At 68.3% G+C, this 21,294-nt stretch carries 32 protein-coding genes; 9 read left to right on the top strand and 23 right to left on the bottom strand.

Annotation, left to right across the window (positions count from 1 at the left end):
• Positions 1-7: 7 nt before the first annotated feature.
• From ACZ7DL_RS35015 to ACZ7DL_RS34930, 18 genes are all read right to left on the bottom strand, one after another.
• A complete protein-coding gene (locus ACZ7DL_RS35015) occupies positions 8-331 on the bottom strand; it encodes a hypothetical protein (protein WP_470780522.1) in 324 nt (107 codons plus the stop codon).
• Positions 332-536: 205 nt separating this feature from the next.
• Entirely contained in the window at positions 537-764 is a 228-nt protein-coding gene (locus tag ACZ7DL_RS35010) for a hypothetical protein (protein WP_470780521.1), read from the bottom strand.
• A 134-nt stretch (positions 765-898) separates the two neighbouring features.
• Positions 899-1,471: a hypothetical protein gene (locus ACZ7DL_RS35005; protein WP_470780520.1), complete on the bottom strand. Its 573-nt coding sequence runs from the start codon at positions 1,469-1,471 to the stop codon at positions 899-901.
• 231 nt (positions 1,472-1,702) lie between these two features.
• Positions 1,703-1,918: a hypothetical protein gene (locus ACZ7DL_RS35000; protein WP_470780519.1), complete on the bottom strand. Its 216-nt coding sequence runs from the start codon at positions 1,916-1,918 to the stop codon at positions 1,703-1,705.
• Positions 1,919-2,843: 925 nt separating this feature from the next.
• Positions 2,844-4,040, bottom strand: a complete 1,197-nt coding sequence (locus ACZ7DL_RS34995; RefSeq protein ID WP_470780517.1) for a ParB/RepB/Spo0J family partition protein — start codon at positions 4,038-4,040, stop codon at positions 2,844-2,846.
• The gene (locus ACZ7DL_RS34990) at positions 4,040-4,768 is read right to left on the bottom strand and encodes a nucleotide-binding protein (RefSeq protein WP_470780515.1); all 729 of its coding nucleotides are present in this window, start codon (positions 4,766-4,768) and stop codon (positions 4,040-4,042) included. Before ACZ7DL_RS34990 ends, ACZ7DL_RS34995 begins: the two co-directional genes overlap by 1 nt.
• Before the next feature lie 189 nt (positions 4,769-4,957).
• Positions 4,958-5,167 (bottom strand): hypothetical protein, encoded by a 210-nt coding sequence (locus ACZ7DL_RS34985; RefSeq protein ID WP_470780514.1) that lies wholly within the window; start codon positions 5,165-5,167, stop codon positions 4,958-4,960.
• A complete protein-coding gene (locus ACZ7DL_RS34980) occupies positions 5,167-5,361 on the bottom strand; it encodes a hypothetical protein (RefSeq protein WP_470780512.1) in 195 nt (64 codons plus the stop codon). The genes ACZ7DL_RS34985 and ACZ7DL_RS34980 overlap by 1 nt, the downstream gene beginning before the upstream one ends.
• A 68-nt stretch (positions 5,362-5,429) precedes the next feature.
• Complete coding sequence (locus ACZ7DL_RS34975) at positions 5,430-5,855, bottom strand: SLOG family protein (protein ID WP_470780510.1); 426 nt, start codon at positions 5,853-5,855, stop codon at positions 5,430-5,432.
• 11 nt (positions 5,856-5,866) lie between these two features.
• Positions 5,867-6,664, bottom strand: coding sequence for a DciA family protein (locus tag ACZ7DL_RS34970; protein WP_470780508.1), 798 nt, complete (start codon positions 6,662-6,664; stop codon positions 5,867-5,869).
• Positions 6,665-6,666: 2 nt separating this feature from the next.
• A complete protein-coding gene (locus tag ACZ7DL_RS34965) occupies positions 6,667-7,155 on the bottom strand; it encodes a hypothetical protein (RefSeq protein WP_470780507.1) in 489 nt (162 codons plus the stop codon).
• An 11-nt stretch (positions 7,156-7,166) separates the two neighbouring features.
• Positions 7,167-8,471 carry a helix-turn-helix domain-containing protein gene (locus ACZ7DL_RS34960; protein WP_470780505.1) on the bottom strand — a complete coding sequence of 435 codons (1,305 nt, stop codon included), beginning with the start codon at positions 8,469-8,471 and terminating at the stop codon, positions 7,167-7,169.
• Between the two features lie 1,163 nt (positions 8,472-9,634).
• A complete protein-coding gene (locus ACZ7DL_RS34955) occupies positions 9,635-10,072 on the bottom strand; it encodes a hypothetical protein (RefSeq protein ID WP_470780503.1) in 438 nt (145 codons plus the stop codon).
• The gene (locus tag ACZ7DL_RS34950) at positions 10,069-10,869 is read right to left on the bottom strand and encodes a WhiB family transcriptional regulator (protein ID WP_470780501.1); all 801 of its coding nucleotides are present in this window, start codon (positions 10,867-10,869) and stop codon (positions 10,069-10,071) included. The genes ACZ7DL_RS34955 and ACZ7DL_RS34950 overlap by 4 nt, the downstream gene beginning before the upstream one ends.
• Complete coding sequence (locus tag ACZ7DL_RS34945; RefSeq protein ID WP_470780500.1) at positions 10,866-11,153, bottom strand: hypothetical protein; 288 nt, start codon at positions 11,151-11,153, stop codon at positions 10,866-10,868. Before ACZ7DL_RS34945 ends, ACZ7DL_RS34950 begins: the two co-directional genes overlap by 4 nt.
• A 36-nt stretch (positions 11,154-11,189) precedes the next feature.
• Positions 11,190-11,447 carry a hypothetical protein gene (locus tag ACZ7DL_RS34940; RefSeq protein ID WP_470780498.1) on the bottom strand — a complete coding sequence of 86 codons (258 nt, stop codon included), beginning with the start codon at positions 11,445-11,447 and terminating at the stop codon, positions 11,190-11,192.
• Positions 11,448-11,562: 115 nt separating this feature from the next.
• Entirely contained in the window at positions 11,563-12,603 is a 1,041-nt protein-coding gene (gene bet / locus ACZ7DL_RS34935) for a phage recombination protein Bet (protein ID WP_470780497.1), read from the bottom strand.
• Between the two features lie 86 nt (positions 12,604-12,689).
• Positions 12,690-13,559, bottom strand: a complete 870-nt coding sequence (locus ACZ7DL_RS34930; protein WP_470780495.1) for a hypothetical protein — start codon at positions 13,557-13,559, stop codon at positions 12,690-12,692.
• 157 nt (positions 13,560-13,716) lie between these two features.
• Between ACZ7DL_RS34930 and ACZ7DL_RS34925 the strand changes: the two genes are divergently transcribed.
• The 9 genes from ACZ7DL_RS34925 to ACZ7DL_RS34885 all read left to right on the top strand — a co-directional run bounded on the left by ACZ7DL_RS34925 (position 13,717) and on the right by ACZ7DL_RS34885 (position 18,673).
• Positions 13,717-14,115 carry a WYL domain-containing protein gene (locus ACZ7DL_RS34925; RefSeq protein ID WP_470780493.1) on the top strand — a complete coding sequence of 133 codons (399 nt, stop codon included), beginning with the start codon at positions 13,717-13,719 and terminating at the stop codon, positions 14,113-14,115.
• A gap of 9 nt (positions 14,116-14,124) precedes the next feature.
• The gene (locus ACZ7DL_RS34920; RefSeq protein ID WP_470780492.1) at positions 14,125-14,472 is read left to right on the top strand and encodes a hypothetical protein; all 348 of its coding nucleotides are present in this window, start codon (positions 14,125-14,127) and stop codon (positions 14,470-14,472) included.
• A 126-nt stretch (positions 14,473-14,598) separates the two neighbouring features.
• Positions 14,599-14,799: a DUF6011 domain-containing protein gene (locus tag ACZ7DL_RS34915; protein ID WP_470780490.1), complete on the top strand. Its 201-nt coding sequence runs from the start codon at positions 14,599-14,601 to the stop codon at positions 14,797-14,799.
• A gap of 349 nt (positions 14,800-15,148) precedes the next feature.
• Positions 15,149-15,949 (top strand): hypothetical protein, encoded by an 801-nt coding sequence (locus ACZ7DL_RS34910; RefSeq protein ID WP_470780488.1) that lies wholly within the window; start codon positions 15,149-15,151, stop codon positions 15,947-15,949.
• Positions 15,950-16,307: 358 nt separating this feature from the next.
• Positions 16,308-17,168, top strand: a complete 861-nt coding sequence (locus ACZ7DL_RS34905) for a hypothetical protein (protein ID WP_470780486.1) — start codon at positions 16,308-16,310, stop codon at positions 17,166-17,168.
• A 64-nt stretch (positions 17,169-17,232) separates the two neighbouring features.
• Entirely contained in the window at positions 17,233-17,388 is a 156-nt protein-coding gene (locus tag ACZ7DL_RS34900) for a hypothetical protein (RefSeq protein WP_470780484.1), read from the top strand.
• Between the two features lie 15 nt (positions 17,389-17,403).
• On the top strand, positions 17,404-17,691 hold the full coding sequence (locus tag ACZ7DL_RS34895) for a hypothetical protein (protein ID WP_470780482.1): 288 nt from the start codon (positions 17,404-17,406) through the stop codon (positions 17,689-17,691).
• 75 nt (positions 17,692-17,766) lie between these two features.
• A complete protein-coding gene (locus ACZ7DL_RS34890; protein WP_470780481.1) occupies positions 17,767-18,129 on the top strand; it encodes a hypothetical protein in 363 nt (120 codons plus the stop codon).
• A 16-nt stretch (positions 18,130-18,145) separates the two neighbouring features.
• Positions 18,146-18,673, top strand: a complete 528-nt coding sequence (locus ACZ7DL_RS34885) for a zinc finger domain-containing protein (protein WP_470780479.1) — start codon at positions 18,146-18,148, stop codon at positions 18,671-18,673.
• On the opposite strand, the gene ACZ7DL_RS34880 is transcribed toward ACZ7DL_RS34885, so the two are convergent.
• The 5 genes from ACZ7DL_RS34880 to ACZ7DL_RS34860 all read right to left on the bottom strand — a co-directional run bounded on the left by ACZ7DL_RS34880 (position 18,670) and on the right by ACZ7DL_RS34860 (position 21,283).
• Positions 18,670-19,818, bottom strand: coding sequence for a tyrosine-type recombinase/integrase (locus tag ACZ7DL_RS34880; protein WP_470780477.1), 1,149 nt, complete (start codon positions 19,816-19,818; stop codon positions 18,670-18,672). The two genes, ACZ7DL_RS34885 and ACZ7DL_RS34880, sit on opposite strands and share 4 nt — an antisense overlap.
• Positions 19,815-20,132 (bottom strand): hypothetical protein, encoded by a 318-nt coding sequence (locus ACZ7DL_RS34875; protein ID WP_470780476.1) that lies wholly within the window; start codon positions 20,130-20,132, stop codon positions 19,815-19,817. The genes ACZ7DL_RS34880 and ACZ7DL_RS34875 overlap by 4 nt, the downstream gene beginning before the upstream one ends.
• Positions 20,133-20,270: 138 nt before the next feature.
• Positions 20,271-20,594 carry a DUF6221 family protein gene (locus ACZ7DL_RS34870; RefSeq protein WP_470780474.1) on the bottom strand — a complete coding sequence of 108 codons (324 nt, stop codon included), beginning with the start codon at positions 20,592-20,594 and terminating at the stop codon, positions 20,271-20,273.
• 75 nt (positions 20,595-20,669) lie between these two features.
• Positions 20,670-20,984 carry a hypothetical protein gene (locus ACZ7DL_RS34865; RefSeq protein ID WP_470780472.1) on the bottom strand — a complete coding sequence of 105 codons (315 nt, stop codon included), beginning with the start codon at positions 20,982-20,984 and terminating at the stop codon, positions 20,670-20,672.
• Between the two features lie 83 nt (positions 20,985-21,067).
• Complete coding sequence (locus ACZ7DL_RS34860; protein WP_470780471.1) at positions 21,068-21,283, bottom strand: hypothetical protein; 216 nt, start codon at positions 21,281-21,283, stop codon at positions 21,068-21,070.
• Positions 21,284-21,294 lie beyond the last annotated feature (11 nt).

Below are 21,294 nucleotides of genomic sequence, written 5' to 3'. Positions count from 1 at the left end.
TGGTGGGTCAGGCGGTTTCGCGGTGGTGGTCGGCGCAGGTGGGGCACTGGTGGCGGCCGAGGTTGTAGCCACCGGACTCCTCGATGACGTGGGCGTCCGGGTCGGCCGGGTTGAAGACGGTGCCGCAGTAGCAGGAGCAGCCGCACTTTCGGATTTCTGCGCCGTAGGGGATGTGGAGGCCGGCGAGGGCGGCGGCGGCGAGCATCAGGGCGACGAACTCGCCGTTGTCGGCGGTGTTGTCGGCGAGGTTCATGACCTGGTCGAAGCGCTCCTGGATGGCCGTGGGGAGGGTGTTGTAGTCGGCTTCCGGGCGTGCGGAGGCATGCGTCATCACGGCCACGGTGGCTCCAGGGGTGCGTGAGAGGGGTCAATCAGCCCTGGTGGGTGGGCTGTTGCCTATCGATGGAACTACCGTACCGTGCTAAGCATGGCATGGCAATGCTTAGAGGGGTTGTATGTGATGCGGGCATGAAAAAGGGCCCCTGACGGTCCCCCTATCTGCCTAAGGGGATCGGCGGGGCCGGCGGGTTGACGGTTCAGCGGTTGGCTTGACCGGAGTTCACCCAGTCGCGGTGCAGTTCCAGGATTTCGGTCCAGGGCGCGTGGTTGGTCCGTCCGTACTTGACCAGCCGCACACCGTTCCTACGGCACAGCCGCTCAAGGGTGCTGCGCGAGACAGGGTGATCGGTCTCCGCCAGAAGCTCTACCGCTTCAGGGATCGATCGGACGTCATCCTCATTAGGCGTGAAGTAGCTGACGGCCATGCTGGGCTCCCGGGCTCGGGCGGCACCGCAGTTCGCAGCTACGACGGCGCCGAGACGGGTGGACCTCACGGTCCGGTTGTTTCGAGACGGTCTGCAGTTGTGGATGGTGCTAGATACGACTCACGCTCAGGCCGTCAGGTTGCACGGGCCTGGCGGAGTTTTTTCCGCGTTGTCACAACCGCGTGCGCGAACCGGCTGAGGGACAGAGTGGTGGAGGCTCCGTCCTGGCCGACGCACTTGCGGTTGGTGCAGATGGCCCGGCGTCGGGTGGGCATCCACATCAGGCCCCAGCAGCCGCATGCGGGACAGGCCTGTTTACGGACCTCCTTGCGTACGGTCTCGTTGTCGCGGGCTTCCAGGCAGTGTTCCAGCCACTGCCGGTATTCGATGACCTCTGCGCGGAACTGCTCCGCCTCCGGGGCGTCCTGAGTGTTGTTCAGCATCCACCGGTAGGCGTCCTCGACTCGGTCGGGCATCGGGCCGGCGTTGGGGTTGGCGGCCTGGGTGTGGTCAGCGACCTCGCGCAGGGAAGCGCGGATGTGGTCCGCGGTGCGAGTGTTGTACGGCAGCGCCGGCGTCACGGCTGTGCCCCGCGGTTCTGAGCTGATGTACGAGTGGCCGGCCGGACCCGTGACGGGGTGCTCGCGGTAGTAGGCGGCGAGTTCCCGGAGTCTTGCTGCTGCGTTGTCGGTGTCCCCGTGGGCCATGCGTCCCCCGTCCCTCGCGCGGTCCCCGGGGGCGCGGGACGTCCTGTGTGCGTGAGCAGGGGCGCGCGCCGGAGACCGGATGTTGTCACTCCGGGTAAATCCGGACGCCTCATCATGGCACGCGCGGGGCGGAAGTTGAACGCTCAGCTTCAGATGATCAACAGAGTGTTCAAGAAAGGGCCGTTGCACCTGGGGTACAGATGGCAAGAATCCCTGGCATATGCGGGCAGTTCAGACGAGCCGTGGAGCCTCGCTCATGCCGGCCAGGAGGGCACCGAGTTCGTCCCGCTGGTCCTCGGTGATGATCCCGTTCACGGCTGCGCCCTGGAGGGTGTGCCCGACCAGGCCGAGAGAGTGCCTGAACACGAACGCCGTCTCGTCGTCGGCGAGGGTGCGTCCCACGGCGTTGAAGGCCTTCTCCATCTGCTCGGCGACGAGTTGGAGCACTGCCTCACGATCAGCGTTCTGGGACGGTCCGGGAGGGCCCGGCTGGGTGGCAGGCGTGTCCACGGTCGTCCACCCCCCCGGGTTGTGGGTTGCGCTCCGCCTCGTGCGTCGCGCGTTGATGGGGATTACGGCCGCGCCCTCGCCCGTGTTCAGGGTGGGTGGTGGTGTGGGCGGGGTGGCCGGCTCTGCTGCGGACATGGGGCGTCTCCGCTCCTCCGGCAGATATGGGAAGGGGCTTGACCTCTGTCCGCTTGGTCGGGGCGGTGAGGTCACCCGGGATGCGGCTGCCAGTCCACGTCCAGGGATCCCTAGCCTGACATCGTTTCCAGTCACTGCGTAGGGCTGAAAGTTGTTTTCACCGCGTTGTGACCGGATTCCTAACAGCGGTGGCGAGTTCTGTGATTCCCGTGTAGCTGTGCGTAGTCGACGGGTTCGGTTAGTGACCACGCGAATACAGGTCAGCCTCCGCGGCTGGCGCGGAGGCTGTGAGGTGTCGACGGGGTGTGGTGGGCGTGCCCGTCTCGTGGACGGCAGTCTAAGCGCGCTACTCATCAGCGCCTAGACCCTGTTCCCTGCCGGTTCCAGTCGGCTGGTGTTGCTGCTGGTCACGCTGCCCGGTGTTGGGGGATGGGCGGGCCGCCGTGGCCGGGGAGAGGCGCCTGGAAAGTCGCAGACCTCGCGGCGCCTCCTGGCAGTCCCCGACCGGGCGGCCGGCCATCCCACCTGTGGGGGGTCCGGACTCCCAGCCAACCCCGCAGATATATGCACTGTGAAGACATCCGGCCTGAAGATCACTCGAACGAGTGATCGGAAACCCCGGCAACCCGCATCAAACCTGACCTCTGGTCAAAGGTCTGGTCCACGAACGCATGCAAGAGCCCCGCCCACCTGCAAAAAGACAGGAGGCAGGGCCCAGTGGTACAGGTCAGTTGCTCGCGCTCTGCTCGAGTACCGGATGCAGGATATGGCGGAGGCGTTCCGGGTCCCTCTCGAGAGCCTTCGCAGCCAGAATCGCCACTGTCTCGAGCAGCACCTCTGTGCTCATCCTCGCGTCCAGGTACATCGCTGCATCGCCGGCGCTGTCGTAGGGGAAGGGTCGCGGCTTAGCTGCTGGCTCCTCCTGCTGTTGTCGGGGCTCCGGAATCGCCTCGACAGGCCGCTTGGGATTGGCAACCTGGACCCCGGTCGGCTTGGCCAGCGCTTCGGGAGACTCCGGAGCGGGCGAGAGGACAGGCGGGTCTACCGCGGTGTACCCCAGTTCCACGGTCGTCTCTTCGACGGAATCCACCGTGTCGATGGGCGGCTCCTGTTTTACGGCCGTAAAACTCGGGGGGGGCGAAGACACTGGCTCAGTGGTTGGCGGAGCGCTAACCGGAGCCGTGGTAGAGGCTTGCTTGGCTGCCTTCCGGGCGGCGGACCGCGTCGCGGCCGCAGCCGCACGTCGTTGCTGTTCCTCTTCCCACCATGCCAGCTGCTGGCTTGCATCCCAGGAGTTGTCCCGGGCCTGCTTGCCGAGAGAGCGGGCGGCCTCGAGCGGGATGGCCTTCTGCCGCACCAGGTCCTGCACCTCGCGAGCAAGGTGAGTGAGCAGGACGCGTTGGGTGACCCAGCCGTCGACCCTCTCGAAGTGCTGCGCCACGGCCCGGTTCGACCCGAACTCGGCGACCAGAGCCTGCACGGCGTAGGCCTCTTCGATGGGGTCGAAGTTCTGCCGATCGACGTTCTCGGAGACGACTGCCTCCATGAACGTCTTCCGGTCGGTGGCGAAGTCGTCGTTGACGACGCAGTCCAGGGCGGGCAGACCGACTGCGGTGGCCGCTCGGTATCGTCGTTCACCGCTGACGAGGACGTAGTCCACGTCGCCGATGCGATCTTCGTGGTCGGGCCACAGCTTGAGGTAGGCGGTCCGGGAGACGACCGGGCATGCCTGGTTCTGCCTGCGGGCCAGGCTCTTGCCCAGGTCGATCAGTTGGTCTTCGGTTCCGAAGTCCGTACGGGGGTTGACCAGGTTGGCGGCCAGCCGGCCGAGCGGCACTCGGTACAGGCGTCCGTCCGCCCGGGTGTCGATGACGGTGTCGTCGTCATCACCGAAGAAGTCTTCGTAGTCGTCGCGCTTGCCCATCACCGGGCTCCGGCGTTCTTCTGTCGGCGGAGCTGGTGCTCGAGAGCCAGCGCCATGAAGTCCTGCTTGGCGTTGGCGGCGATGCGGTTGGGCTCGTACTGGGTGCAGAACCGTCCGCTGGTGATACCGCGGGCGTGCGGCTTGTAGTGGCGGATGGTGGTGTTGTACAGCTCCCAGCCGACCTTCTTCACCATGTTCTGGGTCTTCTCCAGATCCGCGGTGCTGTCGCGGGGGTCCCAGTTGCTGATGAGGACGCCGTAGGGGATTTGCCGGGGCAGGACGACGCGTTGGATGGTTGTTTTGGTGGGGGTGAAGCCGGCGCCTTCGGCTTCGACAGGGACGATGACGTCGTCTGCGATGTCGAGGATGGCGCGGAGCGAGTCGCCGACGGTTCCGTCTCCGAGGGGGTCGATGGATTCGTCGGACGCTTTGCCCTTGAGGGGCATGAAGCCGGGGGTGTCCACGATGATGATGTCGGCTTTGGCGCGGCGGAGCCGACGGAGGTTGTCGACGTTGTCGCTGGCGTCAACGACGCGGAAGGGGACCGGGCGGCCAGCCTTCTCGACCTTGTCGGCCCACTCGATGCTGGTGCCCTGTGGGTCTATTGAGACGACCGCTACGGACTGGTTACCGCCGAGGATCTCCGCGTAGACGGCGGCTAGGTTGACCGTGATGGTCGACTTGCCGACCCCGCCCTTCTGGTTCAAGAGCACGGTGATGTAGGGCATGTTCTGTTCTCCGATTACTTCCCGAGGTTCCGGTACTTCGGACGGGAAGCATCCTGCCAGATGATCACAGAGGGTTCGGAGAGGCGGGGGTGTCTGGTGTTTTACGGCCGTAAAACTCGGGGGCGGCATCGTGGAGGGGTGGGGGCGGGTGGTCTCCGGGGGTTGGCTGTTTTACGGCCGTAAAACGGGTCAGCCTTCGGGGTCGTCTTCGTCGTCCCGGGCATACGGCTCACCGTCGGCGTACACGGGCTCCACGAACAGCTCGGCGTGGCGTGCGGTGACTGGGGGTCGCGGGTAGTCGTGTGCTGGCTTGGGCCTTGCGTGCCGGATGGCCATCCCAACTTGGGCGCCGATCTCCTTGGCGGACATGGTGGTGCGGACGGTGACGGTGGGGAGCATCAGGGCCTCCCGGCGGTGGCTCGCAGGTTCTGCACGAAGGCTTGAAAGTCGCCCATGACGTCCCAGTCGGGGCGAGCCCAGGGACATGCTGGGGCCTGTACGGCCCGTGCCCACTGGTCCAGCCAGGAGCGTTCGTCGGCTTCCTCGGCGGCGTGCCAGGCGTCGGGGTACAGGCTGGCGGTGGTGGGCTGCATGGCGGCTCCCTGTTGTGCTCGGTGATCGCTCACACGGTGCACCACATCCGCCGCGGTGTTCCCTCCGCTCAAGCTGTCCATCTTCGGACAGGGATCCCAGCTTGTTCGGCCCGTTCCGCGCAGTGGCTGGCTCCGTGGGATCCGTGAGGAATTGGTCGGGTGCACCCGGTCTTGGAGCAGGGGGCGATGAACGCGTGGCATTCGTCGGCTCCGCGGTCGACCATGTGCTGGTTGCGGATGGGTCCGGCCTTCTTCCTGTGGGTGAGCCAGTCGGCCTGGTGCTTTTCTTCGATCACAGGCTCGCCCTGGTGTTGGCGGCGGAGGCACCAGGCGTGGGCGTCGAAGTCGACACCGCGGGAGGCGGCGCCGTGGACGACAGTGAGGGTCTGGCCGGATTCCAGCCTGGCAAGTATCGCGTCCAGCTCGGCGCAGACCTTGTATGGGTTGGGCCAGTCTCTGCTGCCGGTGACGAGGACTCGATAGGACTTGGGCATGGGGTGGCTCCTCAGGCGACGTCGAAGACGCGGCGGGGCTCGGCCAGGCTGGCGGCCTCGCTGCGCTTGCGGGCGATGGCGGCGGCGATGGACGCCTCAAGGGTGCCCGGGCGTGGGCCAGCTTTCCGTTCGGCTTCCGCCTGCGCCCACTGGCCTTCGGTGTGCTCGGTCTCGGGGAGTCGGTTGGCGCGGGCGGCGGCTTCTTGCCGGGCCATGGCTTCGAGGGTGTAGGGGTCGGTGGGCTGGTGGGGTCGCCGGTGGGTGAGGGCTGCTTCGAGGGTGGCCTTGTAGCCGGGTGAGGCGGTCTCGCGGGTCTTCACCGGTCCTTGCGGCTCGGCAGCGTGGGGCGTGGACGGCGGCGCGGCGGCCGCGGTGAGGTTGCCGACAGGCAGGACGCGGATGCTGTGGACCGTGGGGCGGCCGAGCTTGTCGTTGATCTGCTTGGCGAGCTGGCCGCCGAGGAGTCGGAGTTGTGCGGCGTAGGCGTGGGTTTCGGGGCGGAGGTCGAGGCGGCCGGTTGCTTCGTCGTAGCTGACGGCGTCGACGTGGCCGGCGTACTGGGGGCACAGCTCGGGCCAGCGGTCGAGGAGGCTGCCACCGGCAACTCCGGTGTCGAGGGGTAGGTCGGCGCCGAGGGCGGTGATGGCGGTGGAGAGCCGGATGGGCTCGCGGCCGTCGCCGCGGTGGACGATCCGCTTGCGCTTGGTCCGGGCGGGCCCGGGAGCGGGTGCGGTGCGGGCGGTGGCTTTGTAGGCGGCGAGGGCCTGCCGGGCGAGATCCTTCCCGGACAACTGCGGAGTGTCGGTCATGGTCAGTCCCTCCACCAGCGCAGGCCTTCGGGCTCCTCGGAGCGGTCGGCGCCGTCAATCGTGTCGAGGTAGCACCCGTACCGGGCGACCGCATCGGCGGCGTGCTCCCGCTCTGGGGTGGTCATGTTCTTCGTCAGCCAGCGCCAGTCGCCGTGGAGCCACACGGAGTGCCACGCGGCGTCCCCGGGAAGCGGCTGGCCGTCGCCGATGGAGTCGATGACGGCGAGGGTGTCGCGGGCCTGCTGCACGGCCTGGACACGGACGGAGCCGGCAATGGTCATGTCGCACAGGCGGCGCACCTCGGCGAGGGCGGCCTGCGCGGTGACGGCTTCGGCGTGGGTGCGGGCGGTGCGGGCGTTGGCCCGGGCGATCTCGGCCTTGGCGGAGTGAAGCTGGGCCTCCATCTCGGCACGTTCGGCGTCGGCCCGGTGGGCGTGCTGCTGGGCGAGTCGCAGATGCGCTTTGGTCTGGGCGAGTTCGTCACGGGGCATGGCAGGTCTCCTCAGAAGGCGGGGGCGACGGTGCGCTGGGCGTTGAGGGCCTGGTCGACGAGCCAGTTGGTGAAAAGGCGGCGGGCGTCCCGCTCGCTCATGCCGGTCTCCAGGGCGCTGTAAATGAACGCAGGGTCAATCTCGGCGGCGGCCCGCATCTGCAGCACGGTCTCCCGGTCCAGGCCCTCCAGGGCGACCGGCTCGGGCGCGGTCTCCACCGGGATCTCGAAGCAGCTGGCGTCGTCCACGGGGCCGGCTGCAATCTGCCGGGTGCGTCGGAACGCCTCCCGAACCAGGGACTGCACGCTGACCCGGGCAGGGGTGCGGTCGGCGCCGAGACCGCTGTAGGCGGCGTCATCGTGACGGGCCTGCTCGGCGGCACGGGACTCCTGCCACGCCTCCACCAGAACCTTGCGGCGGGCGGGGGTGGTGTACAGCAGGTGGCAGGACGCGAGCCGGTAGGCCAGCAGCCCGGAAGGACGGCGGGCATCATCCGCACCCACGGGCAGCTGCTCGGCGGCGGCCTGAACTTCGAGGGCGGTCCAGCCGGCGTCAGCGACGTGCCGGACGATCCACGCGAGCCGGGGGACGGAGGCGCGGTTGAGCCAGGCCACCATCTGCTTCAGTTCACGGGCCAGCTGGTAGCGGTGACCGACCTTGTTCAGCTTGCGGGGCCCGCGGTTGGACTTCTTCGGGGTGGGGGATTTGCCTTCCCCGCTTGCGAGCTTGCTCTCAGAGGGAGAGTGAGTACCAGCAGGAGAAGAAGACGTTGAGGTACCACCCTGCATTGGGGTGCAACGCCCTCGCTCCGAAACCGTGGTCCGGCGGCGGGGGCGGCGGGTCTTCCGGGCGGCCTTCTTGGCGAGCTTCCCGAGCAGGGTCCGGGACTCCTCCGCGGCGCCGACCGGGCGGCGCGTTGCACCCTCCCCGACCGTGCGGATCCCGAGCGCCTCATCGAAGGCGGCGGGGATGGTCCGCTCGAACTCGGAAGCACGGCCGCCGACACCGGAGATGCGGGTGCCCTTGCTGCGGTACACGAGCAGCCCGGCCTCGCGGAGCATGCCGAGGTGGTACTGGACGGTGCGCTCCGAGGTCTTCAGCTTGCGGGCGAGGTAGTCGACGCCGGGCCGGCACTCCTTGAGAGCGGCGATCTCCTGGGCGATGGCGATGGTCGTCGGCCCCCACTTCGGGCCGTGGGCGCGGGAGGGGGTGTAGAGGCCGGAGCCGGCGACCCAGTGGACGGCCTGCATCCAGGAGTAGGGGTCGGTGGCGATGCGGCCGGTCGTGGTGTGCAGCCACTGGCTAGCTGCGGTCACCAGCAGTCGCGCACCACGACCGTGACCTGCACTGTAATCGGTCATCTGTTCGATTACGACGGTGGTGGTGGTCGTGTCGAAGGGCTGCTGGGGGCACTCGGTGTCGTCCGTGCGGGGGGAGATAAGCCGCGAATCGCCCACGACGGGATTGCCAAGCTGACAAGAAGGGGTGCGCTGAGGCACTATGTACCTGCCGTCCTGCGGACATGAAAAAGCCCGCTCGGTGGTGAGTGGTTCGGTGAGAACCTGAAGGACGCTCCGGGAGACCGGAGCCTTAGCTCGAAGCGCCAACTTCGAGCCGTGGTACGAGGCCGCGCACGGTGCGCCAACACCAGCGGCCAGGCGGTAGAGGATGAGCCCCCGCCAAGGGGCCCAGGAACCTCCCGCCCAGGAAGCCCTACGTCATCGGATCCCTTTCTCGGAACGGCCTGTGCCGCTCCCTGTCGTCCATAACGCACATGTGGATGCCGGCGGCACGCTGCCGCTCGAACATGGCAGCCACCCACACCTCTTCGGGTGCGTGCAGTGCGAGATCAGCCCACCCCTGCGGGCTCAGCCGGGCCGGGTCCTTCCGGTCGCCGCAGTCGCAAGGGCAGTTCGGGATGGGGTTGAGGAGGACGTTGACACCCGCGCACTTGTGATGCCAGTGCCGGGAGCACGCCTCGCAGGCGTCCCTCGGGATGAAGAAGAACGTGATCCAGCCGGGCAGGTCGTCGCGGCTGGAGGGGAGCTGCGCACCGTTCGTAGCACGCCGCTTCGTGTTCGCCCGGTTCTGACGGCGAGCAGCCAGCTCGTCGCCCGGGGCGGTCACGCGACTGTGGGGGTTGAAGGGACAGGGCCCGGCTGCGTCGGCGGTGTGATCTTCACGCCGGATCCGCAGAAACTTCGGGGCAGCCTGTCTACGGGGTCGAGTCCCCGGGTACTCTTGGCCATCGTCGGCACCTTCGTCCAGGTTGTGTGTCGGCCCGGCCCCGCACCCGGTGTTACCAGCACCAGGACCACTGCGGGGCCGTTCCATGTTGTCTGACGGCCAGCGACTCCCCCGTTCGCATCTGAGGAGTCGTCTGGCACAGGCGCCAGCCTACCGTTTCGAGTCATCACCTGTCTCCGGTCCGTCCTCACGTGTCTCACGAACGTCTTGTCACACCGGTCATGACAGCTCGTCAATGCTCCCGGCCTATCTCCGAGTCCGCCGGATGCCCCGCCACCACCAGCCGCAGCGACCGCTGCACCGAGCCGGCCATCGCATGAAACCCGGCCTCCGCCAACAGCTCTTGCAGACCCTGCAAACGATCCCGGTGCAACCACGGCGACGACGCGAACTGAGCCGCTCGAACCGCCACCACACACGCCCGATCCCATACCTCCTGCACCACCGCCGGGTCCTGGTCCGGCCACATGTCCGCCGGCAGCTTCCGCGGCGACCCAGCCGTATCCACCAACGCGGCCGCCAGCAGACCCGCCCAGAACTCCGCCGACGACACCGCCTGACCCGTACACATCGCACGCCCAGTCAGGACAGCGTCCGCCGACATCACCGCGAACGCGGCCTCCTCCTCGGCAGACACGGCAGGGGACTCGGTGGTGGGGATCTCGGTCATGCGACAGCTCCAAGCGGGGAGTGGGTGGGGAACAGAGTCATCTGGCCGGGGATCACCCGGACCTGGGACCGGCGAGGGCGCCGGCCAGTAAGCGTCACAACCGGCGGCAGCGCCACCGGCTCCTCGGTGGCCGCGGTCTCCGAGGCGGCGGGCAGCTTCGTCGGCGGCGGTATCGCCGGAACCGTGCCGTCATCCGGCACCAGCTCCACACCCTCCAGCAGCCCACGCTCCCGCGCGGCCGCCAAAGCCCGCATCCGCGTGGCGTCCTTCGGCAGGCCCAGCTTCGTCACGATGCTCGACCGCTGCCAGTTCGCCGTCCGCACATCCACATTCGCCCGGGCCGCCACCTCAAACGGATCCCACACCACGGCCAGAGCCTTGAGGACCGCCTGCTTCTGCGCCGTCTGGAACGCCCGGTCCGGCGCCGCAGCCACCGTGTGCCGCGCCCGGATGAGGGCCTTGTGCCGTTCCAGGGCCCGCCGGCCACCCCACACACCTTCCGGCTCCGCCAACTTCCCGTCCGGCGTGACGGACGACGCGTACCGGTCGCAGGCCACCATCACCGGGCAGTTCAAGCAGACCTCGATCGCCTTATCCTCACGCTCCCGACGCTCCACCTGCCCCTCTGGCAGGAACGCGTCCGGACCGTGGTGAGCACCGACGTGCAGGCTCGGATCCCCCGCCATCCGCAGCGGGTTGTCGACGTCGGGGGCGCACCCCCGGTACTTGAAGTGCGGGTGAATCACCCACTCACGGCGCAACTGCTCGCTGCTCTTCACTGTGGCCGTCTCCGTCATTTGGGGCCTCCCTCCATCGGCGGGATCGTGTGGTCGTAGCGGGCAAGAGACTCATCCAGCACCCGGCCAGCAGCCGCAGCAACGGCCTCCTGGACGACGGCCTGGTTCAGGCGGTACCGGAACCGGTCGATATCCCGGGCCAGACAGCCGGCCACCAGATGGTGCGACGCCCGCTCCCGGGCAAGCTCCCGACGCAGCCGACCGGCCCGGCGGGACTGAACAAGGGCGTAAACGGCAACCGCCGCGGTGAACACCGCGGCGGCAGCACGGACGCGAACCGCCATCGCGGTCTCACCTCCATAAACAGGGGAAGGGAATGGTCAGTCGTACAGATCCGACAAGCGGGCCGCCTCATCACGCACGATCCGCTCCGCGGCCTCCTGCGCCGCCCGCACCGCCTCATCGACCCCGGCCTGCAACTCGGACGGCATCACCCGCACCACCGTCCCGCCCCCAGCCAGCACCCGGCGACGCGGCCGCCGCAGCAGAAAGAACAGGCCGATCACGAACAGCAGCACGTTGCCCGCGACCAGGAATCGGAGCTGGGACGCGAACAGCCAGGACACGAATTCGGGCATGACGGACCTCGATTCGGCGGACAGCCGGGAAAGGATGAGGCAGCGCCCCAAGACGGGGACTTCAGGGGAGGCTCGACGGCCTCCCAGGGGCCGGCCGCATGCCGGCCCGGGTGGTTCAGGCGGCCCTCTGCTCTCCGCCGCCCTGCTCCTCGTCACCGGCGGCCTGCCGCTTGGCGCCCGGCTTGGTGGCGCCGATCGCGGCGAGGCGAGCAAGGTGGTCGGGGTGCACACCCCGGGCCTGCGCTGCGCTGTGCAACTCCCGCACCGGGCCGACAGTCTCGGCGGCATGCGCGTCGCGCAGATCGGCCAGACATGCCATGTACTCCGCAGGAGCGCCAGCCGCTTCGGCGTCGGCGAGGATCGCGGCGAGCTGCTCGGCGTCAGCCGTCTCGGCTGCCTCAGCAAGGTAGTCACGCGTCGTCGGCGCCGCCCCGGCCGGCGGAGTGTTCGGCGTCGACTGCACGACCGTCACACCCGCCTGGGCCTGCTCCGGCTCCGGGTTATCGGCCTGCGCCATCTCCTCAGCCGTGTACACCCCAGCCAGGTCGTTCGGGAACGCCATACGCAGCGCCAGCGCCTCGGCGCACTTCGCCGTCATGGTCGCGGGCATCTTGCCCCACAGTCCGATCGGCTTGTTCTCCTTGCCCGTCTGCACGTACTCGCTGTACTTCGCCACCGCCGGGAACCGCTGACCATCTCGGACCACGACCACCTTCGCGGCGGCCGGCGGCTCATCGGACAGCCACACGTCGAACCAGCGACCGGACGAGTCACACCAGACGGTGTCCTCGTAGCCGAGCTTGTGGCCGGCCTTCGCGGCCGCTCGGTGCGCGGTGACCCGGTACCCGTCGATGCTCGTCTGCGGGGTGAAAACCTTCCGACCGGCCCGCCTGTCCCATCGACCGATCAGGTAGATCTGTCGTGAGAACGGATCCAGCTGGGTGCGCTGGCACAGGTGCAGGAAGCTGGACAGCTCGGCTGCCGTCACCTCGTCGTCGATGCCAGACTGCCGGAGGACCGCGGCCTGCTCCGGCGTCCACGTGGTCTGGTCAGGGCGGATAGCGAGGGCGCCGGCGGTCTTGGCCGCCTGGTTTTGGGTGTGCGAGGTCTGGCCCTCCGCCGTGCTGCTGACGGGGGCCTCAATGCCCTGCGGCATGAAGCTCTCCTATGAGGTTGTGCTCAGTGAAAGGGGGCGGTGGCCGGTCTGGCGTCGGCGCTCAGGCCGGCCCACCCCAGAAGCCGTTACTCGGTCGGCTCGCCGAACCGGTCGACCAGGATCTGCCGGATCACCGTCCCCGGGAACACCCGGACACCAGCCGCCTCCGACAACTGCGGCGCCATCTCATGCAGCCGGTTACGCAGCGAGTCCTCAACACGGACCCGCATCTTCGCCTGCTCGACATTCCCCCACGTCCCCTTCGGAACCCGGGTCGGACGCGGCAGCGACCACGAGCCATCGAACAGCTGCCGCAGCCGCTCCGCGACCACAGCCTCCATCGACACACCCGCATCCTCCGCCGACCTGACGAAGTGCTCCCTCAACGGCCTCGGCAGCACCAGATCCACGGTCAAGCCCGTGCCGGTATCGACACCCAACTCCTCGCACGCCCACGCGACGACGATGCCGGCCTCACTGATCCGGCGCCCCTCACGCTTAGACAGTTCCGGAAGCTTCGCGCGGACCTGCTGACGCAGCTCGGCGTCGATACCCACGTTGAGGACAGCCTTGGTGAAATGCTGGTACCGCTGGCCGGCCTTCGGCGGCAGCCACTCGTCCGCAAGGACCTTGCGGTACGCCTCCTCGGCCAGGGCCCGCACCGTCACCCCGAACTCCTCGGCCGCCTCCAGCAGAGCGGCCTTGACCTCGGCGTCGATCGTGATGGACAGCGGGCTCGTTCCGCCAGCCTGCTTCAGCAACTGCCAGCCGCCGGGCGCCAGCACCGACTCCACCGCCTGGGCGGAGTCGTGCTGGCCGGCCTGCTTCAGCTGGCTGACTGCGGTGGTGAGGCGGTCGCGGAGGGATCCGGCCACGAGGCGGGGTCCTTTCTGTGGACGCCGCCGAGTGTGGTCCGGGTGGCCCGGGGGACGGCGGCGCGTGGGGGCGTTGACCACGCCAGTTTCCTCCAATCTGCATGACGGCGCCATGCCTAGCTAGGTACGGCGGCCAGGGCAACGCCCCAACACTGAGTAATCTACCGCACTAGACATTGCTAGGCAATGCTTGAACGGGTAGAGTGAGTCTCACACCGCACCAAAGGGGGACACCACGATGAAGCTGACGGCCAAGCAGACCCAGACCAAGACGCTCACCGACCTCTACCGGGCCATCGACCGGCAGACCGCCGTCACCCTCACCTACCGCGACGCCGACGGCACCGAGACCGTCCGCACCGTCGAGCCCTGGGACATCCGCACCACCAAGAACGGCCGCATCCAGCTCCGCGCCGGCTGCCGCCTCCGCGGCGACGCCCGCTCCTTCTTCGTGGACCAGATCGCCGCCTACACCCTTCACCGGATCGGCTTCATCCTGGACCGCCCCGAGGCAACGACCCCGGCCGGCAAGGGCATCGTGGTCCGCAGCGAGCAGCAGCTCATCGCCCGCGAACTCGGCCGCGACTACCTGCCCATCCGTCGGATCGTCCGCTCCGACACCGACCTTGCCGCCTAGGAGGACCCCATGTCCGTCAACTACTACGCCTTCGGACCGTTCCCCGGCGGCGACCCGGACGGTGAGGGCCTGCACATCGGCCAGTACGTCCACGGGCACCGCTTCCTGATGCGAGCCCACCCCAGCCAGAACCTCACCACCCTCGCCGACTGGATGACCTTCCTGCGCCAGGACCACGTCGTCATCCGCGCTGAGCACGGCCGCCAGCTCAGCGCCGACGAGTTGGAGGCCACCATCCGGGAGCGCGAGACCGCCGACGGCTGGCCGCGTAAGAGTCGGTGGGTCCACGGCTATGAGCGGCCCGGCTACCACGTCGACTCTGACGGCGTGGAGTTCTGCGCCCTGGAGTTCTGCTGACCCCGCATACAGCGAAGGCCACCGCCCCGAACCGGGGTTGGTGGCCAGTCACACGCATTGCGTAAGCGCATGCTAACCGCTCGTCTCGTCAGCGCGCTACCCCCTCGCACGGATCACACTGGAGTCATGGCCTCACAGCAGCAGGAAGCCCTCACCGACCAGCCTGCCGGGCTGCGCCGGCGGGTGTGGTGCCGCGGTCTGGGCTGCGGCAGGGAACTTCATGACGAGGAATCGCGGCGCCGCGGATACGGGCCGGAGTGCGATCCGGACTACCGGACCCGGCTGGAGCGGCGGGACGTCGACCAGGACCCAATACCAGGACTGTAGAGAGGAGCACCGTGCATCCCAGTGACCCGCGAGCCCAGTTCGATCTGGAGGCTGACCCGTTCGGCCCGTACGAGTACGTGGAGGCAGATGACCGGTGCGGTGGCGCCGAGGGTCTGTGTACCTGGAGCCGGTGTGCGCAGCGGCAGAGCGTGTGCCGGTGCTGCTGTCCGGCGTGCGCGGGCGATGACGTGCACACGTGGGGGTACGACGGGGATTATCCCTGGTGATCCATCGTTCTGACACGCCGCGCGGGGAGCGGGGGGAACGCGGGCCGGTCTCGGTCGTAGCCAGTACCTGATGCCGGGCCTGTGAGCGGCCGACTAGGCTGCCTGCTGTCAGGAAGGATTCCGTGCCCTACCTCTACGCCAGCGCCGTCATCCAGGTCCATCCGCGCCGCGCGCCGATCGGGCCCACGACGCTGACGCTGCTCGCGGACACGATCAGTCGGCACCTCACCCAGCGGGAACGCTTCACGGTGTACTTCGACTGGAGCAGCTGGCGAAGAGTCCAGTTCCGTATGGCCAGCGCGCGGTATGCCGAGGTGGCTGCCTATACGATCGCCCGCGCTGTGGAGTCCCGCCCGGGCGCGCGCGACATGAGGATCGAGTGGGTGTACCACAACCGGTTCAGCCTCGCGGTGCGCTTCATACCGGTCCATGAGTGGCACCCGCATCTGCCCGAGGTGCCCGGCACACCGGTCACGGCCTACTGCGACGCCTCCCTCTCGGAAGGGCAGGTCCGTGGCGGGATCGCCGTCGACCGGGAGGCCCACACCATCGACCTGTCCGCCACCGGTATCAGCCGCAGTTCCGACGCCGAGTTCCTCACGGTGTGCCTGGCCCTGCTGACCGCGGCTGAAGAACGCAGCCCGCTGACTGTGTACGCGGACGAGCGGGAAGCCGTCCGCGCCGGCCGGTTGCTGCGCGAGGGGCAGATGCCTCCCTGGGTCTACCGGAACGGCACCGACCTGACACACCGGATCGTTATTGCCGCGATGACGGCGAGCAGGCTGCGGCCAGTGCATGTGGAGCAGATCCGCCGCGGCCGCGTGCACCGGGCACACGCGGCCGCGGACGCCACCGTGCCCAACGCGTACATGCTGGCACCCCAGACCTGGGCGAAGCGGCAGGGCATCGCTCTGGAACGATGAGCAGCGGGCCCTGGACTGTTACGGCCCTCTCAAGCCGGACTTCTACCGCAGGTCCGAGAACGCTGCCGTGGACCCCGTCTGGGGCTAACACGCCGCAGGGGGGAGCGGGGGGAACGCGGGCCCGGATCGGCCGTAGCGTGATTTCAGCACGGTGGAACCCCCGAGAACCCACCCCTCCACCCCCATGATCAGGATTTTTACGGAACCTCGGCCACCCCACCCACCAGGAGAAGTCGCGCGCGCAATCCCCCCGCACTTCCCCACGCACGGCACGGAAGACGCCCCTTGAATGGGCGGACCCCGAGGTTCCGTAAAACAAGATCCGCATGAAGCCGTGGGACCGGGCACGATATACGCCATGGACCCACGGACCCTGCTCGAACACTGGCTCACCCACGGCACCCTCCGCCCCACCAGCCAGGCCACCTACCGCATCGAAGTCACCTCCTGGCTCGACTGGTGCGACGAGAACAAGGTCGACCCGTGGGCCTTCGGACTGGAGCACATCGCCCAATGGGCCCATGACCGCTACCTCCGCGACATCCTCAAGGGCCGGCCCTTCGACGGGCCCAACGCCCTCGCATGGCTCGCCGAACACCACCCCGACATCGCCAAGAGCCACGACAAGCGGATCACCGCTCTCACCGGCTACTACACCGCCGCCCGCGACGCCGGCCTCATCCGCCAGCTCCCCGAGTTCAACCTCATCCGCTCCGGAGTCGACCGCGACGCCACCCCACCCAAACGCCTCACCCCCATGGAACGCGCCGTCCTGCTCACCTGCATCGGCATGTGGGGCAAAGACCAGGCCCGCCACTACCTCCGCGACCGGCTGATCGCCTACCTGCTACTGGAGGGCCTGCGCCCCGGGGAGATCGTCCGACTCGACATGCGCCACCTGTACGAGCTGCCCGACTTCACCTACGAAGTCCGCGCCCCCGACAACTTCGAGAACGTCGGCAAAAAGTTCACCCTGGAACCCCTCACCGTGGCCGCACTCAAGGCGTACCTGCCCTACCGTCCCACCCCCGAGGACGGAGTCCACGAACTCATCCTCGGCCAGGGCGGCCGCCCCATCGTTTCCCGCTACCCCAACATGCTCATCCAGCAGATGTGCGCCACCCACCCCCTCCTCGCCGACCGTCGGCCCCCGGTCACCGCCGACACCATCGCCCACACCGGCTACTGGGACACCCCGCCGGCCGGCTCGGCAGGCTGACCACCCGCCACTCCTCCGCGTGAACCACCCGCACCGACCCGCCCAATCCGGCATCCTGGATTCCATGCCTGGAGACCAGTCGTGCGGCGCCTGTGGCGGATCCGGAGTGACCCAGCACACCGAGCACACCGTCGAATACGACAAGGACGGCAACCAGCAGCCCGTCACCCGTACCTGGACCGGCCCGTGCTCACAGTGCCACGGCAGCGGCAGCAGCTAGAAGAGGGAGAGCACCATGCGACCGATCTACGTGTGCATCGGATGCGGAGCCGTCTACCTGCCGCCCGAGCAGCCACAGTCCGGGCCGCCGGTGTCCCCCGCGCACTGCTCCCGGCCCGACTGCCGATCTGCCGTCCGCGAAGCCGTCGAACTGTCCGGACTGCCGGAGGAGAAGCTGGGGGAACTGGCGCGGCGCGCCGCCGGCCTCGAGGGCGAACCTCGCCGGCCCCGGCTGGGACGCCGGCCCGCCGCCGGGCACCGTGCCGCTTCCGCCCCACAAGGCGGCCGCAGCAAGCTCCGATGATCACAACAAGCCAACCGGCGAAGTAACCCGCCAGTACCCGCATCCGGCACCCCATCCCTGCGGGAAGATGCGGGCATGACCTGCGAAGACACGCCTCCCCGCCTCACCTGGGAAGTCCAGATGCACGAACCGTACTCCCGCGTCTGGATCTGTAAGGGCTACGGACGTGCCACCACCACCGCGGCCCCCGCCGACATCGCCCGCGCCGTCCTGGCCAGCCACCTCACCACCAACCCGGCCCGCACCGGGGAAACGTTCCGTGCCATCGCCCGCACCGACACCGGCCGCTCGGCCACCATCACCGCCGACCAGCTCACCAGCAACAAATGGACAGCGGACGAAGTCGTACGGCAGGCCTTACCCGTCTACCTCCGGGAAGCGCTCCCGCAGTGCGATAGCGTGCCGCCCACGACGCCGAACTCCAGTCGTCCCCTTTGACATCCAGAGGTGCTTCGTGTCTCGACGCGCCAACCAGCAGAACGGTGGTGGCCGCAGCAGCCAGCCCACCATCAAGCAGATGCAATCGGTGCCCTGCCCCTCATGCAAGGCTCTCCCTGGTGAGCCGTGCACGATCCAAGGCGGGCACCGGTCCCGCGCCGAGGCGTATCAGGCGAGCATCCCACACGGCGCACAGGCACAACGCGCTCCCGCCGCGCCCGCGCAGAAGCTGAAGACGAGCGAGCAGCGCCGCGCCAACAGCAGGTCCTGCCCCATCTGTCGCAAGCCCATCGGCAAGCAGCAGCCCACGGCCAAGAGCCGGGCGGGGAAGACCTGCCATGCCTCCTGCATCAAACAGGCGCAGCAAGCTGGCACTGGGAACCCTCAGTCGGCGGGTCCGCGGCAGTGGAACACCGCGGCCGCCGAGCGGGAATTCGCCCGGAACAAGGCCCGCATCGAAGCCGGCGCCACCTTCCGGGCCCGCCAGTCGACCGGGTGGAAGGTGGGCGGCTCCCCCTCTACCGCGGGCGAGATCAAGCGTTAGTCGCCGTCTCGTCGCTTGGCCTGCACCTTCAGCCACGGGTTCTCCGCCCGCGACTGAGCCCGGTCCAGGTACTCGCGCTTGACCACAGCAGAGCCGGGCTTCCACCGCCCCTGTTTGGTCGGGTCGCCGCCAGCGTCCGCGATCTCCTGGGCGCCGCCGCGGCGCAGCCCGTGCGCGGTCAGCTTCCACCAGTCCTTCAGGCCGGCCTTGTGGGCGCGGACGCGGACCCAGTCGTTGATGGCATCGCCGGTGACGTGGTCGCCTCGGTCGGTGGCGGTACGCCGGTTCTGAAGAGTTCCGGCGGAGGTGAGGGCGCGCATGAAGGCGCCGTCACGGACGCCGAGCCGGTGCAGCATCGACAGCCACGCCCGGGTGGCGTCTACGGGGCACAGCAGGGGGTCGTCGGGTTCGGCGGGGATGTGGGTGTCCTCGCCGTGGCCTTCCTGGTCGGTCTTGGAGAACTGAATGTGGAGGGTGACGAAGTCGTCGTCTACGGAGACGTCGGCGATGGACAGGTCTGCCAGTTCGATCCTGCGGTTGAGGGCGCCGCGGGCCAGGAGCAGCGCGCACCGGTCGCGGATGCCGGCCGGGTGCTTCAGGTCGCAGGTGGCGACCATGGCGCGGAGCATGTCGCGGGTGATGGGCGGGGCCTTCTTCACCCGGGTCCGGTTCGCCCATTCCTTGCGGTACTCGTTGAGCATGCCGCGGGCTTCGCTGGTGCCGGGCTTCTTGTCGTCGGGCATCCAGGTGCGGATGGCGGACATGTGGGCGCTGATCGTGTTCGGGGAGCGGCCTTCGGCGATGAGGTGGCCGACGTAGTCGATGTAGGTGGCGGTGGTGCAAGGGCGGGCGACGCGGCCGTGCTCGGCGCACCAGGCGGCGAACAGAGCGCGTTGGGAGCGGTAGTTCTTGTTCGTGTTGCGTGGCTTGGAGTGATTCTTCAGGCGTTCGGCGGTGGCCGGGGAGACGTAGAGGTCGCGTTCGGTGTACGTCGGGGCGTCGGCTTCGGTGGGCAGGTCCTGGCCGGGGAGGAGGACGGTGTGCCGGTCGACCCGTGGCCGAACGATTGGGCGGGGTTCGATCGTTGCGGGGAGGTGGTCTTCGACCAGCTCGGCGTCGGCCACCTCCAGGTCGTCGTCGGTCACGGTTGCCCTGTTTCGTGAGGCGTCTGGGCGTTGGCCGGGGAGACCGGGGCCTCGTGCCGGTCGTCGTCCGATTCCCAGGGGCCGGTGCGGCGATAGCGCAGGGTGGCTAGCGCGGCGTCCAGTTCGTCGGTGGTCAGGGGTACTTCTGGGTGGTGCCGGGTGCCGATCTTGCTGTCGACGAGGTCGCCGGTTGCTTCGTCGGTAACTTCGAAGATCTCGGTCCAGACGATGCTGGGTCCGAAGGGGTCGAAGTCCGGGTAGACGCGCACGCGGTGTGATGCGGGACTGGGCAGGGCGTTGCTGTGTTCGCTCACGGCGCCTCTCTGAGATCTAGCCTCGTATAAGGGAAATTATACGAGGGTGATCACTCGAAGATCCCTCCGCGCGGTTCGTGGCGTCGGAGATGGAGAGGTTATCCGACGCCACACGAAGCGGTGCTGCCGACAGCCCGCTCAGTCAGTGCCTAGCTGGTGGGCCAGCAGTGTGAACTCGCTGAGGTAGTCCGGGTGGTCGGCCCATTCCTTGGCCATGCTGGCGAGTTCTCCCCAGGCGAGGGTCATAGCGAGGTTGACCGCTACAGTGAACGCTGGCTCGTCACGCCGCTCTTCCAGGGACCTACTGGCGCGAATCTCTTGTACGACGCGGCGGAGCGCGCGGAGTGAGCGGGAGATCGGGTCGTCGTCCGAGTGTCGCGAGAGTTCCGCTGTGAACTGTTCGTCGATGCGCGCTTCAACGAAGGCTGCGATGCGGGTGATGTGCTCTGCGGTGACGGTCACGAGCCGAGTCTAGGCAGACAGTGCGCCAGCTTGTTGGAAGGAACATTATCCAGAGTGAGACGGTCGGTTCCCCCGTCACCGGTCTGCTGCGCCCTCCTCAGCTATCCGCGCCGCGTCCAGGAACGCCTGGTGCCGCGCTGTCCCCACCGGGTGCCGGCGAGCGGCAGTCCGCAGCTCGTCCGCCACCTTGCGCCGAGTCTGCTCGGCATCCCATCCCTCCTCCGTGATGCGCAGTTCCTTGGCGAGGTGAACGGTCAGCGAGCCGATGATGGGGAAAAGCAGCGTCTCGTCAGGGTCGCCGATCCGCCAGGTGGACTTCGCCAACCCTTCGCGGGCCGCGGCGAGCATGGCGTCGAGGATGGGGCGCACGTCGTTCTGGGAGCCGCTCATGATCAGCGAGCCTACTTCCCGCCCACCCGCGCTGCTGAGACGCATGTGAGCTTATCGCGCATGACGAGGCGTCAGATTCTTCGTCAGGAGCGATCCTCCGGTGCGGGCCTCTTTGGGAGTTCGGCGCCCGGGCGACCGACGTACCACTCCCAGAGCTTCCGCGTGATGTTGCTGCGGTCGCTTCCTGCCCTGTCCGTGGCCGCGTCGAAGTCTGCGGTGAGTTGGTCGTCGATGCCTCGCAGGACGCGCTGCTTGTGGCGGTGGCGGTGCTGCTTGCGTCGCTCTTCGTCGGTGGCCATGAGGCAATCAT

It is taken from the genome of Streptomyces sp. NPDC036984 (genome assembly GCF_055607665.1).
The sequence above is the reverse complement of the archived record's forward strand: the minus strand, read 5'-3'. Positions and strand labels throughout refer to the sequence as shown.